The organism is Flavobacterium sp. CECT 9288, assembly GCF_918731615.1.
Taxonomy (GTDB): Bacteria; Bacteroidota; Bacteroidia; order Flavobacteriales; family Flavobacteriaceae; genus Flavobacterium.
In genome coordinates, this window is the sequence record NZ_OU957226.1 from 3,502,236 (window position 1) to 3,527,279 (window position 25,044).

Genomic DNA, 25,044 nt, shown 5'->3' on the forward strand with positions numbered 1-25,044 from the left:
GCATATGTTCTCAAAAAAATATAGTAAAATGAAAAAAATCATCCTTTCAATGTTGCTCTTGGTGGTGGGTTCAAGCCACGGCCAAGAGTTAAACTTGCCCGTTTTTACGCAATATCTTGCGGATAATCCTTTTGTGGTGTCACCTACTTTTGCTGGTATTGGGGATAATTTGAGGATACGTGCCAACGGCTTGACCCAGTGGGTAGGAATTAAAGGTGCTCCAGACAACCAATCTATTTATGCTGATTTTAGAGTAGCCGATCAATCAGGTGTGGGAATTTCTGCGTACAATGATAAAAACGGAAACACCATGCAACAAGGGATCAAAGCCTCTTTTGCACACCATATTATTTTAGATTATTATTCAAAGCAGTACTTGTCTTTTGGTATCTCGTATAATTTAAACACCTTCAAAATAGATGTTGATGCTTTACAGCCTATCAATACTGACCCGACCATTAACAACAATAGGTTTGTGGCTAATAACAATTTTGATGTGGGTTTCTTATACCGCAATAAGGATTATTATGTGAGTTTCAATGCCAGTAACATTTTAGACAAAGATATTGATCAATTTAGCGGGGTGGAGCCGAGCTTGGTTAGGAACTACCAAGTTTATTCGGGATATGTATTTAGAAGTAGAACCTATAATAGGTCAGAGTTTGAACCTTCAGTATACTATCAATATTTTGCTAGTGACAAACGTTCCAGTACTGATATCAACATTAAGTATCGTAAATACGATCGTAATGATGATTACATTTGGGCAGGAGCTTCATATAGGTTCTTGAATGATCAAGTAGGAAAGCCGCTTAACGTGGGGCCTATGGTTGGATTCAAGAAATCAAGTTTTTACTTTGGGTATTCCTACCAAGTAATTCTAAACCGTTTAGGAAGTTTCAACACTGGAACACACGTTGTAACTATAGGTCTTGATTTCCTTCAAGGAGTAAGTAATTGCCCTTGTACGCAAAACCCAATTATTGACTAAACCTCTTTTTTCAAATAAATTAAAAATCCGATTGTCATTCACAATCGGATTTTTTTGTGACAAAGCTAACGCTTGGCGCCAAAGATTCTCGTGCGATTATGTGTTTTTAGAAAACCTTCAAGAATGATAACGATTTCGTTAGTAACTAAAGTATATTTTTTGGTTTTCACCAATTTGTTCCCGTGCTAAAAGTGCTATATTTGTTTCTCCTTGAAAAAACAAACACTAACAACATACACATGAAAACCGTACACGATTTCGATTTTAAAAATAAGAAAGCGCTCATTCGAGTAGATTTTAACGTACCGCTAGACGATCATTTCCAAGTAACCGATACCACGCGTATTGAAGCAGCCAAACCTACTATTGATGCTATTTTAGCGCAAGGCGGAAGCGTAATATTAATGTCACATTTAGGACGACCAAAAGGTGTAGAAGCTAAATATTCACTACAATACATTGTACAGACTACTTCGGAAATTCTAGGTGTTCCGGTTCAATTTGCCTCTAATTGTGTGGGTGAAGTGGCTCAAGAGGCTGCACATAACTTGCCAGCAGGAAGCGTATTGATTCTTGAAAATTTACGCTTTCATCCAGAGGAAGAGGCTGGTGATGTGGCTTTCGCCAAAGAATTAGCCAGTCTTGGAGATATTTATGTGAATGATGCTTTTGGTACAGCTCATAGAGCACATGCTTCTACTACTATCATCGCACAGTTTTTTCCAGATCACAAATGTTTTGGATTGTTGCTTGCTAAAGAAATTGAGAGCTTAAATAAAGTATTGAAAAATAGTGAAAAACCAGTAACTGCAGTTTTGGGTGGTTCTAAGGTTTCTTCTAAAATCACTGTGATCGAAAATATTTTAGATAAAGTAGACCACATGATTATAGGTGGTGGAATGACTTTTACATTTGTGAAAGCACTAGGAGGCAAAATAGGGAACTCTATTTGCGAAGATGACAAACAAGACTTAGCACTAGAAATTTTGCGTTTAGCCAAAGAAAAAGGGGTTCAAATACACCTTCCTGTTGATGTTGTGGCGGCTGATGCGTTTGCCAATGATGCTCAAACGCAAGTAGTGGATGTAAATAATATCCCAGACGGCTGGCAAGGTCTTGACGCAGGACCAAAATCATTAGCACTTTTCAAAGAAGTGATTATGGAATCTAAAACTATTTTATGGAACGGACCTTTGGGAGTTTTTGAATTAGAAAATTTCGCAAATGGAACTATTACATTAGGTAATTACATTGCCGAGGCTACAGCCAAGGGAGCTTTTTCACTTGTGGGCGGTGGTGACTCTGTAGCTGCAGTAAAACAATTTGGTCTAGAAGACAAAGTAAGTTATGTATCAACAGGTGGCGGAGCCATGCTAGAAATGCTTGAAGGTAGAGTACTTCCAGGTATTGCAGCTATCTTGGAATAATTTTTAAAAAGCAGTCATTTGCATAAATAAAGAATTTGTATCTGTACAGTTCACAGTGTTCAGTTTTCAGTTCTCAGTATTCGGTTCACAGTTCACAGTTTACAGTATTCAGTTTACACTTAGTTTTCAATTGCCGTTGGTTTTAACCAATGGCAATTTAAGTTTTAGGGCTTTTGGCTTTAGCCAAATTGTACCATTTGTTGCTGATTTGAAGTTGTTTATCAAGACAAAAGAAAAGAATAAACCCAAAAGCGAAATCGTCTGCTACAATGAAGATTATGTAGAGATACTTCGTTCCTCAGCATGACAGACCGGAGACTTTATGGTTTACGGTTTACATTTCACATTTCACAATTCACAATTCACAATTCACAATTCACAATTCACATTTCACATTTCACAATTCACATTTCATACAACTTTATAGAAAAGCGCTTTCGGATTGTTCTAGTAATCAGTGTAAATCTTTTAAATCTGTGGTTAAATATTGTATAAGTATTAATTAAGAGTTGTCATTAAAACTTAATATCGCTACTTATTTTCTTAAATCGATAGATATTCCTTATAAATGTATCAATTATTGCATTTTTAACACTTTTTAAAGACGTTTTTTAGAAAAAACCCGTTAAGTTTGTAAATCAAGCTTTGTAATCATTTGAAATATAGGTCTTTGATCGTAAAAATATGAATATAAAAAATACCACTGTTGCACTATTACTTTTGTTTTCGGCTAATTTGTTTGCACAAGATGCAAATAATACCCAATCCATTTTAAAAATAGTACCTAAAATTTCGTATCTCGATTCTATCAAGAAAACTTTTGTAAACGATAAAGTTGCCGCACGCGTTGACAGTTTGTGGATGAAGGAACTTACTGATCTGGATTTATTTTCTTCATTCTCTGAAGAAATAAAAAATACCAATCTTGATGTAGCAATTGATTATGAGTTGCCTACAGATTTACTCAAGCAAAGATTGGCTGCCATGGATGCAAAGTCACCTTTTAATATTGAGTACAATCCAGGATTAGAAAACTTAATCAAATCTTTTTTGAAAAACAGAAAAAAATCTTTTGAACGCCTTATGGCAGTTTCTGAATATTATTTTCCGTTAATGGAGGAAGCATTAGCAAAGCAAAATGTCCCTCTCGAAATTAAATATCTAGCAGTGGTTGAGTCGGCATTAAATCCTAAAGCAGTTTCCCGAATGGGCGCTACTGGATTGTGGCAGTTCATGTACCAAACTGGAAAACAATACGGTCTTAAAATAGATTCTTATGTAGATGAAAGAAGTGATCCACTGAAATCTAGCGAAGCTGCGACGCAATATATGACCAATATGTACAAGATATTTGGAGATTGGGATTTGGTTTTAGCAGCCTACAACTCTGGACCTGGTAACGTTGCCAAAGCCATCAGACGTTCTGGAGGACAACAAAATTATTGGAATATTCGAAAAAATTTACCCCGTGAAACACAAGGTTATGTACCTGCTTTTTTAGCAACCATGTATATTTATGAATACCACAAAGAACATGGTATTGTTCCTAATAGAGCCAAAGTAAAACACTTTGCTACAGATACGGTGATGATCAAGCGTCAAATGAATTTCAGACAAATATCGGACTTACTTGATGTGCCGGTAGCACAATTACAGCTTTTAAATCCCTCTTACAAACTAAACGTGGTGCCTTTTTATCACGATCAAACACATTTTTTAAGATTACCACAAGAAAAAGTTGCCGTTTTTGCCTCAAACGAAGACAAAATATATGCCTACGCACAATACGAAAAAGACAAAAGTGAAAAACCTTTTATGTTAGTAAAAACAACTGTTGTTAAAGACAGTCTTAGAACTAACACTGAAAGTCTGGCCGCAACCAAAAGTGTGTACTACAAAGTTAGAAAAGGTGATAATATTGCTAGTGTAGCTCTAAAATATGGGGTAACTATTGCCGAAATAAAAAAATGGAATCACATCAAGGGCAACAATATTGCATACGGACGAAGTTTGAAAATCAATACTGATCCTTCTACAGTAAAGGAATTAAAGTCTGAACCTAAAAATACAGTTTATAAAAACACAGCGCTGGCAGATGCTAAAGTAAATAAAGAGGAAAAGGCTGTTGATGCGTCAAACACCGCTTCAAGTTATGTAATTCAAAAAGGAGATAACTTGGGAAGTATTGCAAAGAAACACAATTTGACAGTTACTGAGATTCAAAAGTTAAATGGCTTAACTACGGCTTCTGTACAAGCGGGATTGGTTTTGCAATTAAGTCCAAAAGAAACGGATGCTAAACCAGATGCGGCAACAAGTCCGTTGCGCAAAGATGTCGAGTATGTTGTTTTAAAAGGAGATAATTTAGGTACAATTGCGACTAAATTTGGCGCCACTGTTCCCGAATTAAAATCGTGGAATAATCTATCTGATAATACGATTACTATAGGAAAATCTCTTATTGTTGCTAAGGATGAAATAGCAATCAATACTGATAAAGCTACTGTAGATACTTTTAAAACAAAGAAAAATACATCTGCTGCGAAAACTGCTTCAGAATATTTTGTAAAAAAAGGAGATTCCTTATTTAGTATTTCTAAAAAATATCCGGGTGTAACCATCAATGATTTGAAAAAGTGGAACGGTATTAGTGGTGAAGATATCAAACCAGGTATGAAGTTAAAAATAAACGGATAATACGGCTTTGTTCTTTATATTTGGGTTTTACTAAACAACACCCAGCAATGCATCGATTTTATTGTTTCTTCATTTTTGCGTCACTTTCTTTGTTTTCTTGTCAAAAGGATAACAGCTCGTTGCCGCGCATTACTACAGGTAAAATCAACACCATATCGGTTATTATTGAAGATCAGTTGTGGAATGGTGAGATAGGAGATAGCATCAGGAATAAATTTGCTGCGCCAGTAATAGGCTTGCCTCAAGAAGAACCTCTTTTTAACATCAATCAATATCCTGTGAAACTTTTAGAGGGTTTCATGACCGACACCCGCGCTATTATTGTTGTTAAAAAAACGGAAGAGAATAAATTTGAAATCAAGAAGAATCAATATGCGAGTCCGCAAAATGTTTTTCATATTTCAGGAAGAACAGTAAGTGATATTGTGACAATCATGGAGCAAAATGCACCCCAAATGATCTCCATGATTAAGAATGCTGAAATTGCGGCTAGCCAAAAAATAAACAAACAATCTTTACTGGATCCTAAAATTATTGAGAACAAGTTTCATACAGCCATTCAAGTTCCTACGGGTTATGTGTATGTCTTGCAAAAAAGAAATTTCTTGTGGCTCAAAAAAGAATTTATAGGCGGAAACACTAGTCTCTTGCTCTACCAAGTTCCTCTTGATAAATATAGAACCGATAAAAACTGGAGTGCAAAGGTAATTCAACTGCGCGATTCTATAGGCAATTTGTACATCAGAGGAAAAGAACCCCATACCAACATGATTACAGAGGAGGCGTATTCTCCTTATTTTTCTAAGACAAAACTCAATAAATACACTGCTTATGAAACTAAGGGAACTTGGCAATTGAACAATGACTTCATGTCGGGTCCTTTTATCAATTATGCAATACTAGACACTACATACAACCGATTGCTAGTTCTAGAAGGTTTTTGTTATGCGCCTTCAAAGGATAAAAGGGATTTAATGCACGAATTAGAATCCATTATAAAATCGGCACAGATTATCAAAAAAGAGCCTTAAATTGCTTTAATTTGTATAAAAAACGGCACATGACACTACAATGGGAAATAAAAGCTTTTGAAGCACTTACAGTTTTTGAGTTATATGATATTTTAAAGTTACGAAGCGAGATCTTTGTAGTTGAGCAAAACTGTGTGTACCTAGACTTGGACGATAAAGATAAAGTAGCCTTACACCTTATGGGCGTTTATGACGGAAAAATAGTGGCGCATTCTAGATTGTTTCAACCCGGAATAAGTTTTGATTTTGCTTCAATAGGTAGAGTTACTGTTGATGCTAATTACCGTGATCGCAAATGGGGACATGACCTTATGCGCGAGTCTATTGCGGGCATAGCGAAACATTTTGGCGAAAGCCAAATCACAATAGGAGCCCAGTTGTACCTAAAAAAGTTTTACGAAAGCCACGGTTTTGTACAAACCAGTGAGATGTATCTTGAAGATGATATCCCACACATAGAAATGCAAAAACAGTAAGTTACATTTTTAAGATAGCTTTGTAGGCAGCGGCATCGTTTAAAAGTGTCGTTGCTTTCTTGATTTCGATGTTGTTTTTGGTGTAATATTGGTACAAACCTTCTTGGTATTGAAAACGTTTGATAATTTCATCAACCATTAAGCCCTTGATTTCTTTTTGATGTTTGTCTAGCAATGCATTTTCAGATTTTTGCAAGGCGGTCAATAATTGCTGGTACTCTACTTGAATGGATTCGTCTAGCTTTTCTTTTTTGGCTACAGCCAAAGTATTTTTCAAAGCCAATTCAGTTTCTGTGTCAAAGGAGAATTTTTGAGCTTTTAAATAATTTTTAAAGTCGGTATAATCAGCATCACTAATCACTGGAATTTGATTTCCAAGTGTTGGGTTTTTGTAATAGTAACTGGTAACGTAGTTAAAGATTCCATCGTTTCTTAACAACGCATTAGTGATTGGACTGGATTTCGTTTCGTCAAGGGCAATATCTGGTTGAATACCTCCGCCGTCATACACAGTTCTACCTTTTCGGGTTTTAAAAGCGTTAAAGTTCTTCTCTTCGGTCTTTAAAGCCATTCCGTTTTTGTCTTTTTTAGAATAATCCAATGCCTGAATGCATCGTCCCGAAGGAGTATAGTAGCGCGAAATGGTCACTTTGAGTTGGGTACCATAAGTTAAATCAACAGGACGCTGTACTAGTCCTTTTCCAAAACTACGACTTCCTACCACTACCGCTCGATCTAGATCCTGTAACGCACCTGCAACAATTTCTGAAGCTGAGGCACTACGGCCATTTACCAAAACGATTAATGGAATGTCTAAGTCTACAGGCTCTCTAGTGGTTTTATAAGTGGTATTGTGTTTGTCAATTTTAGACTTTGTGGTGACAATAGTTTCGTTTTTGGCTACAAATAAATTGCAAATATTTACAGCTTCATTCAGTAACCCGCCAGGATTGTCTCTTACATCCAGAATAATGCGTTCAGCACCTTCTTTTTTGAGTTGTTCTAGTGCTTCTTTGGTTTCAAAAGAGGCTTTTTTGTTAAAATGAGACAAGACAATGTAACCCGTTTTATCATCTATTTTTGCAAAAAACGGTACCGATTTAATTTCTACTTCATCCAATATAATTTGTGTGGTATTCGGCTTGCCTTGTCTTAGATATTTTACTGTAATTTTGGTGTTTTTAGAACCCTTGAGTAATTGTGAAGCATCATCCTTGAAATCTGATAAAAGCACATCACCTATTTGAATGATCTCATCACCGGCTTTTAAACCGGCTTTGTCAGCAGGGAAATTTTTATACGGTTCTTTTATTATTAATTTGTCTTCTTTGCGGGTAAGTATGGCACCTATGCCTGTATATTCACCTGTATTGTTGATTTTAAACTTCACAACATCCTGCTCGTTAAAATAGACCGTGTACGGATCTAAATTAGCCAGCATGGCCTTAATGGCTTTGTCCATTAACTCGCCTGGATTAGTCTCATCTACATAATTGCGGTTCAATTCTTTGAAAAGCGTGGTGAAGATTTCGATTTGTTTGGCAATTTCGAAGAAATCATCTTTGAAACTGCTTCCAATGAATAAAAATGCCGAAGCAACAACAGGTAATATGAATTTTTTTTTGAGGAAAGAATACATGTTTTTTATATTTTTTTTGACTTAAATCGTTTTCTAATAAAGTAACCTAAAGCAATCATAATGAGGATAAATGGCCAAATGCTGAGTAAATTGATAAACAAACTCGAAAGACTATTGAACCCTGATTTGATGGCGGTCCAAATTTTTGTTCCATATGATTCGGTAGCGCCACTAGCCTCTGCAACAGATTTATAAAATTCTATGGTTATGGTGCTGTAGGAAACTTGGTTTTGCATGTAGTTCAATTGCCCTTCTTTGGCTTCAATTTCTTCTCGAATAGCCGAAAGTTGTTTTTCAATTTCTAGCATTTCGGTAACCTTGTTTGCTTTTTTCAAAAGTTCTAGATACCGGTTTTCCAATACTTTCTTTGCTTTTAAGCGGGCATCAAGATCTATAAATTCAGCAGTGACATCCTGTGAAGTTATTTCTTTAGTGTCAAAATACGCAACTCCTTTTGAAATCGAAGCTATAAAAACATCAAAGTTTTGGCTTGGTACACGAAGGGTTAGATTTCTAAAAACCGACTCGTAATCTTTACCTTCGCTATCGTTTTGGATCGTTGCTTTACTATTTTTTACTGCATTTTGTATTTGGGTATATGTAGCTTCTAAATCATTGGTTTCAAAACGAAGGTTACCTGTTTTGATGATTTTTTGTTCTGTTTTTTCTTTTTCAGGCGAGTCCATTTTATCAGCATTGTAGTTGCCATTTTGTCCAGATTCTCTTTTTGCAGGAAGTTTAATAGCTGTGATTTTCATATCTAATTCAGCTTCTTCTTTTTTACAACTCCCCAAACACAAGAGTACAAGAATAAATAAGAGTATTGACTTCATAAATAGGTTGTTTTAATGCTAAAAATACAAAAAATAGAATTGCTACTCTTCTTTTTTTATTTGTAGCAAAAACTTTTCAAACAATTGAACAGTTTTAGTATTGATTTCTTGGTAAGTCAAGCGATCCTTGGTTTGATAAAAAAACATGAAGGAATACGGTTGATCAAGATTATCAAGCAACAAATGTTTATTTAGGCGATAGGTTTCGCGCAGTACACGTTTGAAATAATTGCGGTCTACAGCTTTTTTAAAATTCTTTTTAGATACGGAAACGCCTATTTTTATTTTTTCATTTTCGCCAAAAGTACCTGTTTTGTATACCAATCGCAACGGATATTTGGATACGGATTTACCCTCAGTAAATAATAAACCAATGGTTATTTTGCTTTTTAGTTTTTCGGTTTTAGGGTACTTGAAATTCATATATAGGGAACGTATTTTGGATAGCAAAGGTACAATTAAAGCTGTTTTTTGCGACTTTTTCTAGATGAAATACCGCTAAAAATATATTTATTACTTTTGCAGAAATTTTTTAAGCATGCAAAAAATAATTTCATACCCTATATCTGTTGTTTATTATCTCTGTTTTAGTCTAACATTGCTTGTTTTTCATCCTATTCAATGGATTTGTTTCAACGTTTTTGGCTATCAAGCGCATAAAAAGAGTGTGGATTATTTGAATTTTTTCTTGGTAAAATGCACTAATTTGCTTGGAACTACGTATACTTTTACAAATAGAGATATCATCCCAAAGGATGTACCCTTGATTTTTGTGTGCAACCATCAAAGTATGTACGATATTATTGCAATGATTTGGTATTTTAGACGGTTTCATTGTAAATTTGTGAGTAAGAAAGAATTAGGTAAAGGAATACCAAGTGTATCCTATAATTTACGCCATGGAGGATCTGTACTTATAGATAGAAAAGATCCCAAACAAGCCATTCCTGCTATAAGAAGTTTATCAGAGTATATAGAAAAGCATAAGCGTTCTGCCGTTATTTTTCCAGAAGGAACCCGAAGTAAAACAGGGAAACCAAAAGAGTTTTCACAAACAGGATTAAAAATGCTGTGCAAGAGTGCTCCATCGGCCTACGTAGTTCCGGTTAGCATTAACAACTCTTGGAAAATGGTTAAATTTGGTTTTTTCCCCGTAGGTTTAGGAAATCATCTTACCTTTGTAGTGCACGAACCGCTTGCTGTAAGCGAATATGATTTTGCTGATTTGATGGTGAAAACTGAATCAGCCATTGTGAATGGAATAAAAATTTAATTTATATAAAATGTCAATAAAAAACATTCGATTAGAAGTAATGCAGTTTTTAGAGAAAAACGTAGATAGCTTTGTCGATCAGTATCTTATTCCTGTTGAAAAGATATGGCAACCAACAGATTTTTTGCCAGATTCCCAGAGTGATACTTTTTTTGATGAAGTAAAAGAACTACGTGAAATTGCTAAAGATTTGCCTTATGATTTCTGGGTAACACTAGTAGGTGATACCATTACAGAGGAAGCGTTGCCTACCTATGAGTCTTGGCTTATGGATGTAGAAGGAATAGATAATGTAGAGCGCAACGGATGGTCTAAATGGATCAGACAATGGACAGGTGAGGAAAATCGCCATGGTGATTTATTAAATAAATATTTGTACTTATCTGGTAGAGTGAACATGCGCGAAGTAGAAATGACTACACAGCACTTGATCAATGATGGTTTTGATATTGGTACTGGAAGAGATCCTTATAAGAACTTTATCTACACTAGTTTTCAAGAACTAGCTACCTATGTTTCACATAACAGAGTAGCTCAAATAGCTAAAAAATACGGAGACAACAAACTTTCTAAAATGTGCAAAATGATTGCAGGCGATGAAATGCGCCACCATCATGCATATAGTGAGTTTGTAAACCGAATTTTCCAAATTGACCCAAGCGAAATGATGCTTGCGTTTCAATACATGATGAAAGCAAAAATTGTGATGCCGGCTCATTTCTTGAGAGAATCTGGTGAAAAAATAAGCTCAGCTTTTGAACAGTTTTCTGATTCTGCACAGCGTATAGGGGTATATACCGCAGTAGACTATGTTGAAATTATGCAAAAATTAATTGACAAGTGGGAAATTGATAAAATAGGTGGTTTAACAGATGAAGCTGAAAAAGCACGTGACTATTTGATGAAATTACCTGCTAGAATGGCCAAAATCTCTGAGCGTTTGGTAATTCCTCAAGAATCTCATATTTTCAAATGGGTTGAGCCTGCCTTAATACGCTAATTCATTCCTGCGAAAACCCAATACAAATGTTGGATTTTAAAGTTTTAAAGCTTTAAAGTTCAACATTTTTTTTAAAAACAAAAGATACAATGACAAATCCTGATTTGATAAACAAGACAATTCTTTTTGTAAAAGAAGAATTAAAAAATGCCGAGGGCGGACACGATTGGTTTCATATCGAAAGAGTGTTTAAAAATACAGTGCTAATTGCAAGTACGGAAACTTGTGATAGTACTGTTGCCCAGCTTGGTGCGTTGCTACATGATATTGCCGATAGTAAATTTCACGATGGGGATGAAACGGTAGGGCCTAGAGTTGCTCGAAAATTTTTAGAATCGGAACATGTTGAAGAGGAAATTATTGCACATGTGGTTCAAATTATTGAAAACATCTCCTATAAAGGTGGTAATGTTGAACGAAAGTTTTCCTCCATTGAACTAGATGTAGTTCAGGATGCGGATCGTTTAGATGCCATAGGAGCCATAGGAATTGCCAGAGCATTCAATTATGGAGGTTTTAAAAATAGAGCGCTGTATGACCCTGAAATAGCTCCAAATACCAACATGACTAAGGAAGAATACAAAAAGAATGATGCTCCAACAATAAATCATTTTTACGAAAAGCTTTTGCTCTTAAAAGATAAAATGAATACCGAAACGGGAAAGAAGATTGCCCAAGAAAGACATCAATACATGGAAGGTTTTCTAGCTCAGTTTTATGCAGAATGGGAAGGGGAGAAGTAAGTTAGCAGTTTTCAGTGTACAGTTTACAGTTTTTGAGATTGTTATCCTTCAAAAAAATAAAACTCAAGCTTAAATGATATGCAATCCATTACGAGCTCTGTTTAACAAATGCTGGTTTTCAAGTCGAAAACCAGCATTTGTTATCAAAAAATTTATGCTGAAATCCCTTTTTCTTTCATTTCTAGAATCACATCTGATGCGTTTTTAAAGGTAGGTGCTTGCTCAATGATAGTTCCTACTCTTTTTTTATTGAGTTTAAACGTTATGTCATTTTCTGTGGTGAAGAGTAAAGCCGTCAAAAAAGGGTTGTTCATATACGGAGTCAATACAATATACGCCTCATCAAGGGTATGGAAACTTTCTATTTCTTCGGTTTTGTAGCGCGCCGTTATGGATATACAAAACACATCGTTTTCTTGTAAAAATGGACGTAGATAAATATTTTTCAGTTCTGTATCACCAATGGTTTTGGCTAGTGTTAACTTTGCATACGTATAGTTATCGATACTTTCTTTTACTTTTTCCCAGAACAGATCAAATACAGGTTGGAAGGACATAATTAGAATTTAAAGAGTGAGATAATCACAAATGAAATGCAAAACTAAGCCTTGTGAGGCAAACAAATCCTTTTTGTGAAAAAAATTATTTAAAACAAGGTGTGTTTAAACTAAAAAGAGAACCAATCTGGTTCTCTCTTATTTTTATTTTCCAGTAAAAACTGCTTTTCTTTTTTCTAAGAAAGCCGTTGTTCCTTCTTTAAAATCTTCGGTTCCAAAACATTTCCCAAAGGATTTGATCTCTGTTTCGTATCCGTTTTTACCTTCTTTGAAATTAGCATTAACCGCTTTTATGGCTTTGCCAATAGCGTATGGAGAGTTCTTAATTATCGTATTGGCTATATTGGTGCAAAATTCTATTAGTTCGTTTTCTGGAACCACATGGTTTACTAAGCCTATTCTGTGAGCTTCATCTGCAGTAACCATTCCAGCAGTCATAATCATTTCCATAGCGCGGCCTTTTCCTACTAGTTGTGGTAGGCGTTGTGTTCCTCCGTATCCAGGAATCACTCCTAGCGATACTTCTGGTAATCCCATCTTGGCATTTTCTGAGGCCACTCTAAAATGGCATGACATGGCCAATTCTAATCCACCACCTAGTGCAAAACCATTTACTGCGGCAATAACAGGTGTTTTTAAATTTTCGATGAAATCAAATAATTTTTCTTGACCTTCAGCTGCAAGTTGGGATCCTTGCTCTATGGAGAAATTTGCAAATTCTGAAATATCAGCTCCTGCTACAAAAGCTTTTTCGCCACTTCCTGTTAAAATAATAGCACGAATCTCATTGTTTTTTGACAATAATTTAAAGGCTTTGTTCAAATCAGAAATGGTTGCCACATTCAATGCATTCAACTTTGTAGGTCTATTGATGGTTACAGTAGCAATGTTTTCTTGGGTAGTAACCAAAATATTTTCGTAGTTCATAAGTGTTTTTTAAGAGTTTATGATGGGGAGCGACACAATGAATGTGGTTCCTTTGCCAAATTCAGATTCAAAGATAATCGTTCCTTTGTAATTTTCGATAATGTTTTTTATAATTCCTAAACCAAGACCCATCCCGCTACTTTTGGTGGTAAATTTAGGTTCAAAAATCCTATGTGCATCGCTGGCTTGTATTCCTATCCCGTTATCTGATACGGTTATGAGTACGTTATTGTCTTCTTTTTTTATTTTTACGAGAACCTTTTTAAATTCTTGTTGCTCCGGTATAGATTGAATAGCGTTTTTGGCAAGATTGGTAATAACTCGAATCAATTGTGTACGGTCAATTTTTGAGATAATCTCTGGAGACTCGCTTTGAAATTCAACATAATCTTCATTAAAAATATCCATGGTAAGCTCCACAACTTCAACTACATTCAGGGTTTCATTTTGTTGGGCAGGCATGGAGGCAAAGTTAGAAAAGGCCGAAGCTACCGCACTCATGGTGTCAATTTGTTGAATGAGCGTTTCAGAGTAGTCGTTCATTTTCTGTTTTACATTGGGATCCAATGGGTCAAACTTGCGTTGAAAACTTTGAACTGTTAGTCTCATTGGCGTAAGCGGATTTTTGATTTCATGGGCTACTTGTTTTGCCATTTCTCTCCAGGCTTCTTCGCGCTCACTTTGTGCTAGTTTGATGGCACTTTTCTCCAGTTCATCTACCATGGCATTATACGCCTTGATGAGTAAATTAATTTCTTTGCTATTGGCCTCTAAAACAATTTTTTCGTTTTTTTGGTTTAAACTGGTTTCACTTAATTTATCCGAAATGGTTTTTAAAGATTTTGTAATATAGGACGATAAAAAGTACGCTAGTGCAAAGGCCATGAGCAACATGAAAGCGTACACCTGACCAAGTCTTACTAAGAAATTTTTAAGTTCATTTTCATAATATCCATCGTCTTCTACATAAGGCAAGTTTAAAATCCCGAGTGGCTTGAATTTGTCATCTTTGATTTGGCTAAAAGCCGAACGATTTTTTTTGCCGTCAATAGTTTTGATGTCTACATACCTTTTTTCAATGGAGGAACGCACCAGTTTCAAAATGTATTTGGGTACTGGTGGCGCTACTTTATCAACTGAGAATGATTCCTTGGAAGATTTTAATAACTGACCGTTAAGGCTGTAGATATTAATTTCGACATTATGAATGTGTGCCAATTCATGAATTTTATCCTTAAAAATGAGGTCTAGGTTTGCTGCTGTTAAAGGATAAGTAGTAGTTGAAAGAATAAAATTGATGTGCTGTTTAACCGCATTTTCGTTCCGTTCCAGTCGCTCTTGGTGGTATTCTTTGGCTTCGTTTTTAAATTGAATGATCGAAATCGAGGCTAATATAACGGAGGCCATCAATATCAATACAATCATGGACAGGAAAATCCTAATCCGCAAGGAAAGCATTGCTATTTTGAAGCTTTTGAACATGGTTTTTAGTTTACAGTCTCAGTCTCAGTACCGGTTGGGAACTGAAAATACAGCTATTTTCTTTCTCTAATTTTTTTGTAAAACTGGAAACCCAGCATTAAAATGACAGAGAACAAAATGATCCCAATTACTCCGTAAATCCAATTGAATGCATTTTTTAAAATCACTAAAAATACTACGGCAAAAAGTATAATTGTGGCGCCTTCGTTCCATAATCGCATAAAATTAGAGGTGTATCTCACTTCGTTTCGTTGCAATTGATTAAAGATTTGGTGGCATTTGGCATGGTACAAATACAATAAAAACACAAATCCTAGTTTGACATGCATCCAAGGCATTTGGAGCCACGCCCGACCTAAATCTGTAAAAAACAACATCCAAAATGCAAATATACTGGCTAATATTGCCGATGGCCAAGTTATGATGTACCACATGCGATACGTCATTATTTTGTATTGGTTTTGTAAAATCTCTTTTTCGGGTGAAGGTTTGTCTGCAGCTTCAATTTGGTAAACAAATAGGCGAACAATATTAAAAAGCCCCACAAACCAAGTAATTACAAAGATGAGGTGTAATGATTTTATGTAATTATAGTATTCCATCGTTAGTTTGAATCAGTTTTGTATTCATTTCTTTTTTTAATAAATAGCCAGTTAATGCTGTTGATAAAACATCAGCAATGGGAAAAGCAATCCATACGCCAAAAATACCTAAAAAATTTGGTAGAATGAGCACTAGCGGGATGAGGAAAAATCCTTGTTTGCTTAACGTTAAAAGTAATGCTTTTTTGGCATTGCCAATTGCTTGAAAATAAGCAGCACCAATCAGTTGAATGGCAATAACAGGTGAAGCTGCAAAAACCCAGCGCAAGGCATTGGGCGTTTGGGCTATAACTTCTGGATCAGTGGTAAAAACAGATACGATTGGTTGAGCAAATACCAAGATGACCACAAATATTATTGAAGCTAAAACCGCTGCGTATAAAATGGATAACTGAACACTCTCCTTAACACGAGCAAAATTAGAAGCTCCATAATTGTAACCCGCAATAGGCAAAAATCCTTGTGTGATTCCAAGTATAGGAAACAAAGCAAACATTAACATTCTGCTGATAATCCCATAAATGGCTACGGAGTGTTCTCCGCCATAGGTGTACAAAGTGTGGTTTAATAGTATGGATAAAAGACTAACGACACCTTGACGGGAAAACGTAACAATGCTTAGGGAAGTTATTTGCTTGACAATGGATGCGTCGAATAAAAAATGTTTGATTTGCAGTTGCAATTGACTCTTGAAAACAAAGTACCATACTACAAATAAAAAACAAGTAGTATAGGATATGGCTGTGGCCAATGCTGCGCCAAAAATACCCATGTCCAAGTATTTTATAAATAGAATATCCAGAGCAATGTTTACAAATGCTGGGATGATCATGGCTACCATGGCAAATTTTGCCTTTCCTTCAGCCCGAATGACATTATTCCCCATCATGCACAATGCTAGAAAGGGAACGCTAATGATAATAGGAAAATAAAACTCTTGCGCGGGTTTAAAAATGGCTCCTTTTGCCCCAAAAAGCAAGAGCATTTCATCACTAAATACCAAACCGAATACCACAAAAACCGAGGCTAGGATGAAAGTCATTGTTATTTGGTTCCCAAAAGTTTGTAGTGCTTTTTCCTTGTTGTTTGCACCTAAAGCTCGTGACAAAACAGATCCGCCTCCCACACCAATAGCCATGCCTAGTGACGAAATTAAAAAAGTGATGGGCAATACAACGGTTACTGCAGCAATTGCAAGTGAACCGATCCATTGCCCAACAAATATGGTGTCTATCAAAATATTAACAGACATAAAGAGAATCCCAATAGAGGAAGGAACCGCTTGTTTAATCAAGAGTTTTTTGATTGGTTGCGTTCCCAACTCATCGGTACTGGTATTCATTTATGCAGTAGTTTTTTCTAAAGTTGCTGTTGTAGATACGCCTGTCCAGGTAGTAATCCAGTTTCCTACTGTTTTACACCAATCTTCATCGTCATTTAAACAAGGAATGGCCATGAATTTTTCTCCTCCATGGTGTAAAAATTCTTCATTGGCTTCCATAGCAATTTCCTCTAAAGTCTCTAAACAGTCTGATACAAAAGCAGGTGTCACTACGGCTAGATTTTTAATGCCGTTTTTTGGCATTTTGTTAACTTCAACATCTGTGTAGGGAGTCAACCATTTGTCGCCCGCTAAACGCGATTGAAACGTTTGGCTGTATTTTCCTTCTGGGATTCCTAACAATTTAACCACTTGTTTTGTGGTTTCGTAGCATTGATGACGATAACAAAATTCGTGAGCCGGTGATGGTGTATTGCAACAAGAGCCATCTATTTTACAATGTGATTTTGTGATGTCTGTTTTGCGAATGTGGCGTTCTGGAATTCCGTGGTATGAAAACAACAAATGATCGTAATCAAAACCTTCTAAATGCCCTTTTATAGAATCAGCTAGATTTTTCAAATAATCTGGTTTGTTGTAAAAAGCTGGAACAATTGTGAATTTCATTTCAGGGAAATACTTTTTGCGGTGTTCCTCTGCTAGTTCTAGAATAGTCGTAGTTGAAGCCATTGCGTGTTGCGGATACAATGGAAAAAGCAACACTTCGGTCACCCCTTTATCGTGTAATTCTTGTAATCCAGATAAAAGTGATGGATTGCCGTAACGCATAGCCAGAGCAACAGGAACATCTACGAGTTTTTGTACTTTTTCGTGCATTCTTCTTGATATGACTACAAGTGGAGAGCCTTCGTCCCACCAAATTCTAGCATACGCCGCCGCTGATTTCTTAGGTCTTGTTTGTAAAATGATTCCGCGTACTAGTAATGCACGTAATAAAAACGGAACGTCAATTACATATTTATCCATTAAAAACTCATCTAAATAAGGTTTTACATCTTTTGGAGTTGGACTTTCGGGAGAACCTAAATTTACTAATAATACACCTTTCATCTTGTCTTTTTTTATGAAGCAAAAGTAACTAAACCTGCTTTTTTATACTTTGTGATTAACTATTTTTTATTTATTGTTTAATATACGAAAACAATTGTTTACTGCATATTAGGGTTTATGGACATCAAATACTTTTTGGGTGTGGTAGCAAATTTCTTTTTGAATGCTGTAATAAAATGACTTCCAGTGCTGTATCCTATTTTCAACCCCACTTCGTTTACGTTGTAAGAGCCACTATCTAGTAGTTTTCGAGCAAAATCCATTTTATAGTCAAATAAAAATCCGTATACGGTGTCACCATAAATTTGTTTGAAACCCATTTTGAGTTTTTTTAAATTCAGACCTATTTCATCTGCTAATTCTTGTAAACCTGGTGGTTCAGCCATGTTAGCAATAATGATTTCTTTGGCTTTTTTTATTTTGATCACATTGTCTTCATCTATTAAAAAAGGACATTGCTCTGCATTTGGATCTTCTGTTCTATTGAAGTAGAGGCTTAATAACTCATACCCTTTGCCTTTGTAATACAAGTTTTTTATAGATGGATGCAAGCTGTAATGAAACAACTGTGATAGCACTATTGCCATTGATGGGCTAATGTTTCCTTCGTTATAATATTTTTTATCTTTATTATCGGCGCTCAAAAAAGTAATATAATCTGCCTCAGTAGAGAATAGCGCATGGAATTTTTTGATTGAAATAATTACAGATATCACCCAAGAATTTGGAGCTAGTTCTAAATTAAGCGGTAATTCTTTTTGTGGATTATAAAGTAATAATGATTTTTCCTCTTTGAGTTCTAGCGCATAGTTTCCTTGATTAAAAATAAATTTAGCGCTTCCTTTTAATCCAAAATGAAACTGAATCAAGCCACTGCTCACCTCGCGTTGTGCATGGAAAGGGTTAATACCATCATTTTGAAACCGAATTAGCGTAAAATCGTCTTCAATTTTTATAATTTCTTGTGAACTCATAGCGGTATTTTTTTAATATAAAAATCATATTCAGGAAACGTATTTATTTAGAACAACTCTAAATAAAGAGATTCAAAGCACTTGAATTCATTACAAAAATAAGTTTTTTTGGTTAATAAATACAATTAGAATCAAAAAATCATTAAGCGATACAAAAAGAACTTCTAGCGTTATTTTTATAACTACTGTAGTACTAATTTTGTTTCACTTTTTGGAAAAGTGCAAATATGGAAAACAATAACACATCAAAGCATCAATATTTTTACGCGGTTGGGTTAAGCTACAAGAAAGCCGATGCAGAGATCAGAGGGAAGTTTAGTTTAGATGGTGTTGCAAAAACTCGTTTGTTAGAGCAAGCTAAGAATGAAGGAATAGAGAGTTTAATAGTTACTTCAACCTGTAACCGTACTGAAATTTATGGTTTTGCAGAACATCCATTTCAATTGATCAAATTGATTTGTGAGAACAGTCAAGGTTCAGTTGAATCCTTTCAAAAGGTAGGATTTGTTTATAAAAATCAAGAAGCCATTAGTCATTTATTTCGAGTGGGAACGGGTCTTGATAGTCAGATTTTGGGAGATTTTGAAATTATTGCTCAAATCAAATCCAGTTTTTCACAGTCAAAAGGATTGGGCTTAGCCAATGCTTTTTTGGAACGATTGGTCAATTCTGTCATTCAAGCTAGTAAAAAAATAAAAACCGATACCGAGATAAGTTCCGGAGCTACATCAGTTTCTTTTGCGGCAGTGCAATACATTATCAAAAATGTTGAAGACATTGGTAACAAAAACATTTTACTTTTTGGTACGGGAAAAATTGGTAGAAATACCTGTGAAAACCTAGTAAAGCATACTAAAAACGAACACATAACCTTAATCAATAGAACCAAAGAAAAGGCAGAAAAACTGGCTGGAAAATTAAATCTTATTGTTAAGGATTACTCAGAATTACATCTTGAATTACAAAAAGCGGATGTTGTTGTGGTTGCCACCGGTGCACAAAATCCAACAATTGACAAAGCGATTTTGAATTTGAAAAAACCACTGTTGATTTTAGATTTGTCAATTCCAAAAAATGCACATGAAAACGTGGAAGAACTGGATGGAGTGACCTTAATTCATATGGATTATTTGTCACAGTTGACAGATGAAACTTTGGAAAACAGAAAAAAACACATTCCAGCTGCCGAAGCGATTATCGAAGAAATTAAGGAAGAGTTCATCACTTGGACCAAAGGCAGAAAGTTTGCGCCAACAATTAATGCCTTGAAAGCAAAATTGAACGCAATAAAAGCATCTGAACTTGATTTTCAAAGCAAGAAAATATCTAACTTCAATGAAGAACAAGCGGAAATAATAAGCAACCGCATTATCCAAAAAATTACAACCCATTTTGCCAATCATTTAAAAGATGATAACACCATGGTGGATGAAAGTATTGAATGGATTGAGAAAGTTTTTAAAATAGGAGCAACGGCTAAATAAAGTTGGCGCCATTAAAATCAAATCAGGAGATAACTTCATTTCTCATGGGTTTGAAAAAAATATAATTGTGAACAAAACGATACGCATAGGAACCCGTGATAGTGAACTCGCACTCTGGCAAGCCCACACAGTTCAAAATAAGTTAAACGATTTAGGATACAAAACTGAAATTGTAGCCGTAAAATCGCAAGGCGATATCATTCTTGATAAGCCTCTTTATGAATTAGGAATAACCGGAATTTTTACCAAAACACTCGATGTTGCTATGATTAATGGCGATGTGGATATTGCGGTACATTCTATGAAAGATGTTCCAACTGCATTACCACACGGAATTGTTCAAGCAGCCGTTCTCGAAAGAGCCAATACACTCGATATTTTAGTACACAAAGGCAATCTCGATTTTTTAAATCAAACCGGTACCATTGCCACAGGCAGTTTGCGCCGTCAAGCACAATGGCTTAATAAATATCCTATTCATACTGTTGTTGATTTGCGCGGAAATGTAAATTCACGCATGAAAAAGCTGCAAGAAAGCGATTGGAGTGGAGCTGTATTTGCAGCAGCAGGGCTAGAAAGAATTAATCTTAAACCAGAAGACTATATTGATCTTGATTGGATGATTCCCGCACCAGCCCAAGGAGCTATGCTGGTTGTAGCTATGGCAAATGATGAGTATTCTAGACAGGCATTGCACGAACTTAATGATATTGATACTGAAATTTGTACCCACATTGAAAGACAATTTCTTAAAACTTTAGAAGGTGGTTGTACAGCGCCCATTGGTGCTTTAGCCGTTTTTGTAGAAGACGATATTGTTTTTAAAGGTGTTTTGTTTTCTATTGATGGAAAAGAAAAAATCGAAGTAGAAAGAACCGTTCCGATGCAAGAATGGAAAAAGTTGGGGTACTTTTGCGCACAAGAAATTCTTGAAAATGGTGGTGTAGCGTTGATGAAATCTATAAAAGAGAAATTAAAAAAATAATGGAGCAAATTAGTATTTTATCAACCAAAACACTTTCTGGAATTCAAAGAAAAGCGGTACTCGATGCCAACTTTGATCTCTTGGAACAAGATTTTATCGAAGTAACAAACACTCCATTTTCCCTTCAAAATATTCAAGAAAACCTCATTTTTAGCAGTCAAAACGCTGTTTTAAGTCTTATAGAACAAGACGGTTGGGAGGGTTTACGAACCAAAACTGCTTTTTGTGTAGGCATCAAAACCAAAGAATTACTGGAGCAAAATGGCTTCACGGTAGATGTTTACATGGATTATGCTTCAGAGCTAGCCGAAATCATCACCTTAATTTACAGTCAAAACAGTTATACTTTTTTTAGTGGTAATTTGCGTAAGGAAACCTTACCACAAGCACTAAAAGATGCTGGAATCGTGTTTAATGAAATTGAAGTGTATCAAACTAAGTTGGCACCATTTAAAATTTCAAGTTTAGAAAATTTTGCAGGTATCCTCTTTTTTAGTCCATCGGGAGTAGAGAGTTACTTGAAAGAAAATAAGCTAAAAAAAGAAGTTTGCTTTTGCATTGGCGAGACTACCGCCGCAGCTTTGAAAGGAAAAACAAAGAGTATTGTGGTAGCCGAAGAGCCCACTATTGAAGATTTAATTATCGGACTAATTGAATATTATACAACAGAAAGCGAATAACGCCCATCAAATAGATCAAAACAAACCCTCAAAGAGGAATTAAAAAATAGAATTATGTTAAAAAATGACTTGTTTTTAAGAGCACTAAAAGGAGAAACTGTTGAACGCCCACCGGTATGGATGATGCGTCAAGCAGGAAGGTATTTGCCAGAATTTAGAGCTTTGCGAGACAAATATGATTTTTTCACTCGTTGCGAAACACCTGAATTAGCTGCCGAAATTACGGTGCAACCCATTCGCAGAATTGCTCCAGATGCTGCCATTTTATTTTCGGATATTCTTGTTGTGCCTCGCGCTATGGGAATTCACGTGGAATTAAAAGACAATTTAGGACCAATTATCCCGAATCCCATTCGTACCATGGAACAAGTGAACCAAGTTTTCGTTCCGGATGTAAATGAAACTTTGGGTTACGTTTTTGATGCGGTTAAGTTGACAAAAGAAATGTTGAACGATGAGGTGCCTTTAATAGGTTTTGCGGGTTCGCCATGGACTATTTTTTGTTATGCTGTTGAAGGCAAGGGCTCTAAAAGTTTTGATACTGCCAAAGGATTCTGTTTCTCAGATCCAGTAGCGGCGCACACTTTATTACAAAAAATCACCGATACCACTATTTTATACTTATTAGAAAAAGTAAAATCAGGTGTAAATGCAGTTCAGATTTTTGATTCTTGGGGTGGCATGTTGTCGCCAGTTGATTACCAAGAATTCTCATGGAAATACATCAACCAAATCATTGATGCCTTAGCTGAGGTAACTCCAGTTATTGTTTTTGGTAAAGGATGTTGGTTTGCTTTAAATGAAATGGGAAAAAGTAAAGCCTCTGCATTAGGTGTAGATTGGACTTGCTCACCTAGAAATGCACGTTATTTGTCAGGTGGAAACATAACTTTACAAGGTAATTTTGATCCTTCTCGATTATTTTCTCCAATTCCAGTGATTAAGAAAATGGTTCATGAAATGATTGACGAATTTGGAAAAGACAAATACATCGTAAATCTTGGTCACGGAATTTTACCTAATATCCCTGTGGATCACGCCAAAGCCTTTATTGATGCGGTGAAGGAGTATAAATCATAATTGCTACGAAATGATAATATCCTATATTTGTAATTAACACAAACGCATAAAATGACTGAAAAAGAATTACATGATTATTTAAAGACATATTATCCAATCGAAAACGAGAAATGCGAATGGAAAGAATTTAAGTCGTTAAAAAATTCTGTTTCAGGAGATTCAGCTAGTGATATTATATCTTATATTTCGGCTATTGCAAATATGCAAGGCGGAAATTTAATAATCGGAATTCAAGACAAAACTTTAAATATTGTTGGAATTCAAGATTTTGCCGGTTATACAATTGAAAATATAAGATTCAGAATTAACGGAAATGTTACAAATCTTAATGTTGACGAATTTAGTGTTAGGGAGTGTATTACATCTGACACTAATAAAGTAGTTTGGATTTTTCATATTCCTAAACACCAATTTAGGTTGCCAGTTTATGCTCATAAAAAAGCATGGCAACGCATTGATGATAATTTAGTCGAAATGACAAAAGCAAGATTGGATGCAATTCTTGAACAAGTTCAAATCAATGAAGATTGGTCTAAAGTAATTATTCCAGAAGCAACTTTGGACGATTTAGATATAGAAGCTATAATAAAAGCCAGAGTTGAATTTAAAAAACGAAATCCCAAATATTCAGCTGAAGTTGACAATTGGAACGATGTAGATTTTTTAAACAAAGCAAAACTTACTATCAAGGGAAAGTTAACTAGAACAGCTTTAATTCTTTTAGGAAAAGATGAATCTGAACATTATCTAGGTTCTTCTGTTAAAATCAGATGGAATCTAAAAACGATTGATAATCAGGATAAAGATTTTGAAATATTTTCTGTTCCATTCATATTGTCAGTGGATGAAGTTTATAAAAAAATCAGAAATTTAAAATACCGTTATTTACGCGATGGGACTTTGTTTCCAGACGAAGTATTGAGGTACGAGCCCTTTATTATAAGAGAATCGTTAAACAATGCTATTGCGCATCAGGACTATTCTAAAGGAGCAAGAATTAATGTAGTAGAGTTTGAGGATGACCATTTAGTGTTTTCTAATTATGGTTCATTTTTACCAAAGTCAGTTGAGGATGTAGTTTTGAATGATACGCCTGAAGAAGTGTATCGAAATCCTTTTTTGGTTGAAGCAATGAAAAATTTGGATATGATAGAAACACAAGGTGGAGGTATTCGAAAAATATTTAACTTCCAAAAACAACGTTTCTTTCCTTTACCAGATTATGATTTTGAAGATAATAAGGTGAAGGTGACTATAATTGGTAAAATTTTAGATGAAAACTTTGCTAAGATTATTATCAAAAACTCCAATTTAGGTTTAGACGAAATTATTTTGTTAGATAAAGTTCAAAAACAAAAAGAAATTTCAGAAAATGAATTTAAATATCTCAAAAAATTAAAGTGTGTTGAAGGTAGAAGACCTAACATTTATTTATCATATAAAATTATTGAATCTACGAATGACGAAGATTTAAAAGTCGAATATCTGGCTAATCGTAGTTTTGATGATTCGCATTTTAAAGATATGATATTAGAATATCTTAAAAAATGGGGAAAAACTAAACGTAATAAAATTGATAACTTAATTATTCCTAAATTATCAACTGCTTTGTCTGAAGAAAAGAAAAAAAATAAGGTAACTAATTATCTTTCTGCATTAAGGATGGAAGGTAAAATTATTAACAGGCCTGGGTATTTTTGGGAAATTGTTTAAAAGGTTTTTAAACACTTTTAAACACTTTTAAATACTTTTAAACACTTTTGCATTTCAA

General features: G+C 35.1%; 23 protein-coding genes. 13 read left to right on the forward strand and 10 right to left on the reverse strand.

The features are described from left to right. Positions 1-28 precede the first annotated feature (28 nt). From LQ189_RS15410 to LQ189_RS15430, 5 genes are all read left to right on the forward strand, one after another. Complete coding sequence (locus LQ189_RS15410) at positions 29-991, forward strand: type IX secretion system membrane protein PorP/SprF (RefSeq protein ID WP_230158400.1); 963 nt, start codon at positions 29-31, stop codon at positions 989-991. 239 nt (positions 992-1,230) lie between these two features. Next, positions 1,231-2,418, forward strand: a complete 1,188-nt coding sequence (pgk, locus tag LQ189_RS15415) for a phosphoglycerate kinase (RefSeq protein ID WP_230158402.1) — start codon at positions 1,231-1,233, stop codon at positions 2,416-2,418. Between the two features lie 684 nt (positions 2,419-3,102). Then, on the forward strand, positions 3,103-5,115 hold the full coding sequence (locus LQ189_RS15420; RefSeq protein WP_230158404.1) for a LysM peptidoglycan-binding domain-containing protein: 2,013 nt from the start codon (positions 3,103-3,105) through the stop codon (positions 5,113-5,115). A gap of 119 nt (positions 5,116-5,234) precedes the next feature. Further along, the gene (locus tag LQ189_RS15425) at positions 5,235-6,146 is read left to right on the forward strand and encodes a DUF4837 family protein (RefSeq protein ID WP_230158406.1); all 912 of its coding nucleotides are present in this window, start codon (positions 5,235-5,237) and stop codon (positions 6,144-6,146) included. A gap of 29 nt (positions 6,147-6,175) precedes the next feature. Then, a complete protein-coding gene (locus LQ189_RS15430; RefSeq protein ID WP_144893566.1) occupies positions 6,176-6,622 on the forward strand; it encodes a GNAT family N-acetyltransferase in 447 nt (148 codons plus the stop codon). Between the two features lies 1 nt (position 6,623). On the opposite strand, the gene LQ189_RS15435 is transcribed toward LQ189_RS15430, so the two are convergent. Genes LQ189_RS15435 through rnpA form a run of 3 tightly spaced genes read right to left on the reverse strand, consistent with a single transcriptional unit; the run spans position 6,624 to position 9,517 of the window. Further along, on the reverse strand, positions 6,624-8,261 hold the full coding sequence (locus LQ189_RS15435) for a S41 family peptidase (protein WP_230158407.1): 1,638 nt from the start codon (positions 8,259-8,261) through the stop codon (positions 6,624-6,626). Between the two features lie 5 nt (positions 8,262-8,266). Further along, positions 8,267-9,094, reverse strand: coding sequence for a DUF4349 domain-containing protein (locus LQ189_RS15440; protein ID WP_230158409.1), 828 nt, complete (start codon positions 9,092-9,094; stop codon positions 8,267-8,269). Between the two features lie 42 nt (positions 9,095-9,136). Further along, positions 9,137-9,517 carry a ribonuclease P protein component gene (rnpA, locus tag LQ189_RS15445; protein ID WP_230158411.1) on the reverse strand — a complete coding sequence of 127 codons (381 nt, stop codon included), beginning with the start codon at positions 9,515-9,517 and terminating at the stop codon, positions 9,137-9,139. Between the two features lie 115 nt (positions 9,518-9,632). Between rnpA and LQ189_RS15450 the strand changes: the two genes are divergently transcribed. The 3 genes from LQ189_RS15450 to LQ189_RS15460 all read left to right on the forward strand — a co-directional run bounded on the left by LQ189_RS15450 (position 9,633) and on the right by LQ189_RS15460 (position 12,110). After that, on the forward strand, positions 9,633-10,367 hold the full coding sequence (locus tag LQ189_RS15450; RefSeq protein ID WP_230158413.1) for a 1-acyl-sn-glycerol-3-phosphate acyltransferase: 735 nt from the start codon (positions 9,633-9,635) through the stop codon (positions 10,365-10,367). Positions 10,368-10,377: 10 nt separating this feature from the next. Beyond that, the gene (locus LQ189_RS15455; protein WP_086452790.1) at positions 10,378-11,367 is read left to right on the forward strand and encodes an acyl-ACP desaturase; all 990 of its coding nucleotides are present in this window, start codon (positions 10,378-10,380) and stop codon (positions 11,365-11,367) included. 89 nt (positions 11,368-11,456) lie between these two features. Beyond that, on the forward strand, positions 11,457-12,110 hold the full coding sequence (locus LQ189_RS15460; RefSeq protein ID WP_230158415.1) for an HD domain-containing protein: 654 nt from the start codon (positions 11,457-11,459) through the stop codon (positions 12,108-12,110). Positions 12,111-12,262: 152 nt separating this feature from the next. Here LQ189_RS15460 and LQ189_RS15465 read toward each other — a convergent pair whose 3' ends face one another. The 7 genes from LQ189_RS15465 to LQ189_RS15495 form a co-directional block, all read right to left on the reverse strand. Then, positions 12,263-12,667 (reverse strand): hypothetical protein, encoded by a 405-nt coding sequence (locus LQ189_RS15465; protein WP_230158417.1) that lies wholly within the window; start codon positions 12,665-12,667, stop codon positions 12,263-12,265. A 144-nt stretch (positions 12,668-12,811) separates the two neighbouring features. Next, positions 12,812-13,594 carry an enoyl-CoA hydratase/isomerase family protein gene (locus LQ189_RS15470; RefSeq protein ID WP_230158419.1) on the reverse strand — a complete coding sequence of 261 codons (783 nt, stop codon included), beginning with the start codon at positions 13,592-13,594 and terminating at the stop codon, positions 12,812-12,814. Between the two features lie 9 nt (positions 13,595-13,603). After that, positions 13,604-15,076 carry a PAS domain-containing sensor histidine kinase gene (locus tag LQ189_RS15475; protein ID WP_370634876.1) on the reverse strand — a complete coding sequence of 491 codons (1,473 nt, stop codon included), beginning with the start codon at positions 15,074-15,076 and terminating at the stop codon, positions 13,604-13,606. Positions 15,077-15,129: 53 nt separating this feature from the next. Then, positions 15,130-15,678, reverse strand: coding sequence for a CopD family protein (locus LQ189_RS15480; protein ID WP_221915963.1), 549 nt, complete (start codon positions 15,676-15,678; stop codon positions 15,130-15,132). Beyond that, the gene (locus LQ189_RS15485) at positions 15,665-17,020 is read right to left on the reverse strand and encodes an MATE family efflux transporter (RefSeq protein WP_230158421.1); all 1,356 of its coding nucleotides are present in this window, start codon (positions 17,018-17,020) and stop codon (positions 15,665-15,667) included. The genes LQ189_RS15480 and LQ189_RS15485 overlap by 14 nt, the downstream gene beginning before the upstream one ends. Further along, positions 17,021-18,070, reverse strand: a complete 1,050-nt coding sequence (gene hemH / locus LQ189_RS15490) for a ferrochelatase (RefSeq protein WP_086452797.1) — start codon at positions 18,068-18,070, stop codon at positions 17,021-17,023. 98 nt (positions 18,071-18,168) lie between these two features. Further along, on the reverse strand, positions 18,169-19,044 hold the full coding sequence (locus LQ189_RS15495; protein WP_158981019.1) for a helix-turn-helix transcriptional regulator: 876 nt from the start codon (positions 19,042-19,044) through the stop codon (positions 18,169-18,171). Between the two features lie 227 nt (positions 19,045-19,271). Between LQ189_RS15495 and hemA the strand changes: the two genes are divergently transcribed. From hemA to LQ189_RS15520, 5 genes are all read left to right on the forward strand, one after another. Next, positions 19,272-20,528 (forward strand): glutamyl-tRNA reductase, encoded by a 1,257-nt coding sequence (gene hemA, locus LQ189_RS15500; RefSeq protein WP_230158423.1) that lies wholly within the window; start codon positions 19,272-19,274, stop codon positions 20,526-20,528. 64 nt (positions 20,529-20,592) lie between these two features. Beyond that, positions 20,593-21,513, forward strand: a complete 921-nt coding sequence (gene hemC / locus LQ189_RS15505; protein ID WP_230158694.1) for a hydroxymethylbilane synthase — start codon at positions 20,593-20,595, stop codon at positions 21,511-21,513. After that, on the forward strand, positions 21,513-22,193 hold the full coding sequence (locus LQ189_RS15510; protein ID WP_230158425.1) for a uroporphyrinogen-III synthase: 681 nt from the start codon (positions 21,513-21,515) through the stop codon (positions 22,191-22,193). The genes hemC and LQ189_RS15510 overlap by 1 nt, the downstream gene beginning before the upstream one ends. Positions 22,194-22,247: 54 nt before the next feature. Next, a complete protein-coding gene (hemE, locus tag LQ189_RS15515; RefSeq protein ID WP_230158427.1) occupies positions 22,248-23,273 on the forward strand; it encodes a uroporphyrinogen decarboxylase in 1,026 nt (341 codons plus the stop codon). A 51-nt stretch (positions 23,274-23,324) separates the two neighbouring features. Beyond that, a complete protein-coding gene (locus tag LQ189_RS15520; RefSeq protein WP_230158429.1) occupies positions 23,325-24,986 on the forward strand; it encodes an ATP-binding protein in 1,662 nt (553 codons plus the stop codon). Positions 24,987-25,044: the final 58 nt, after the last annotated feature.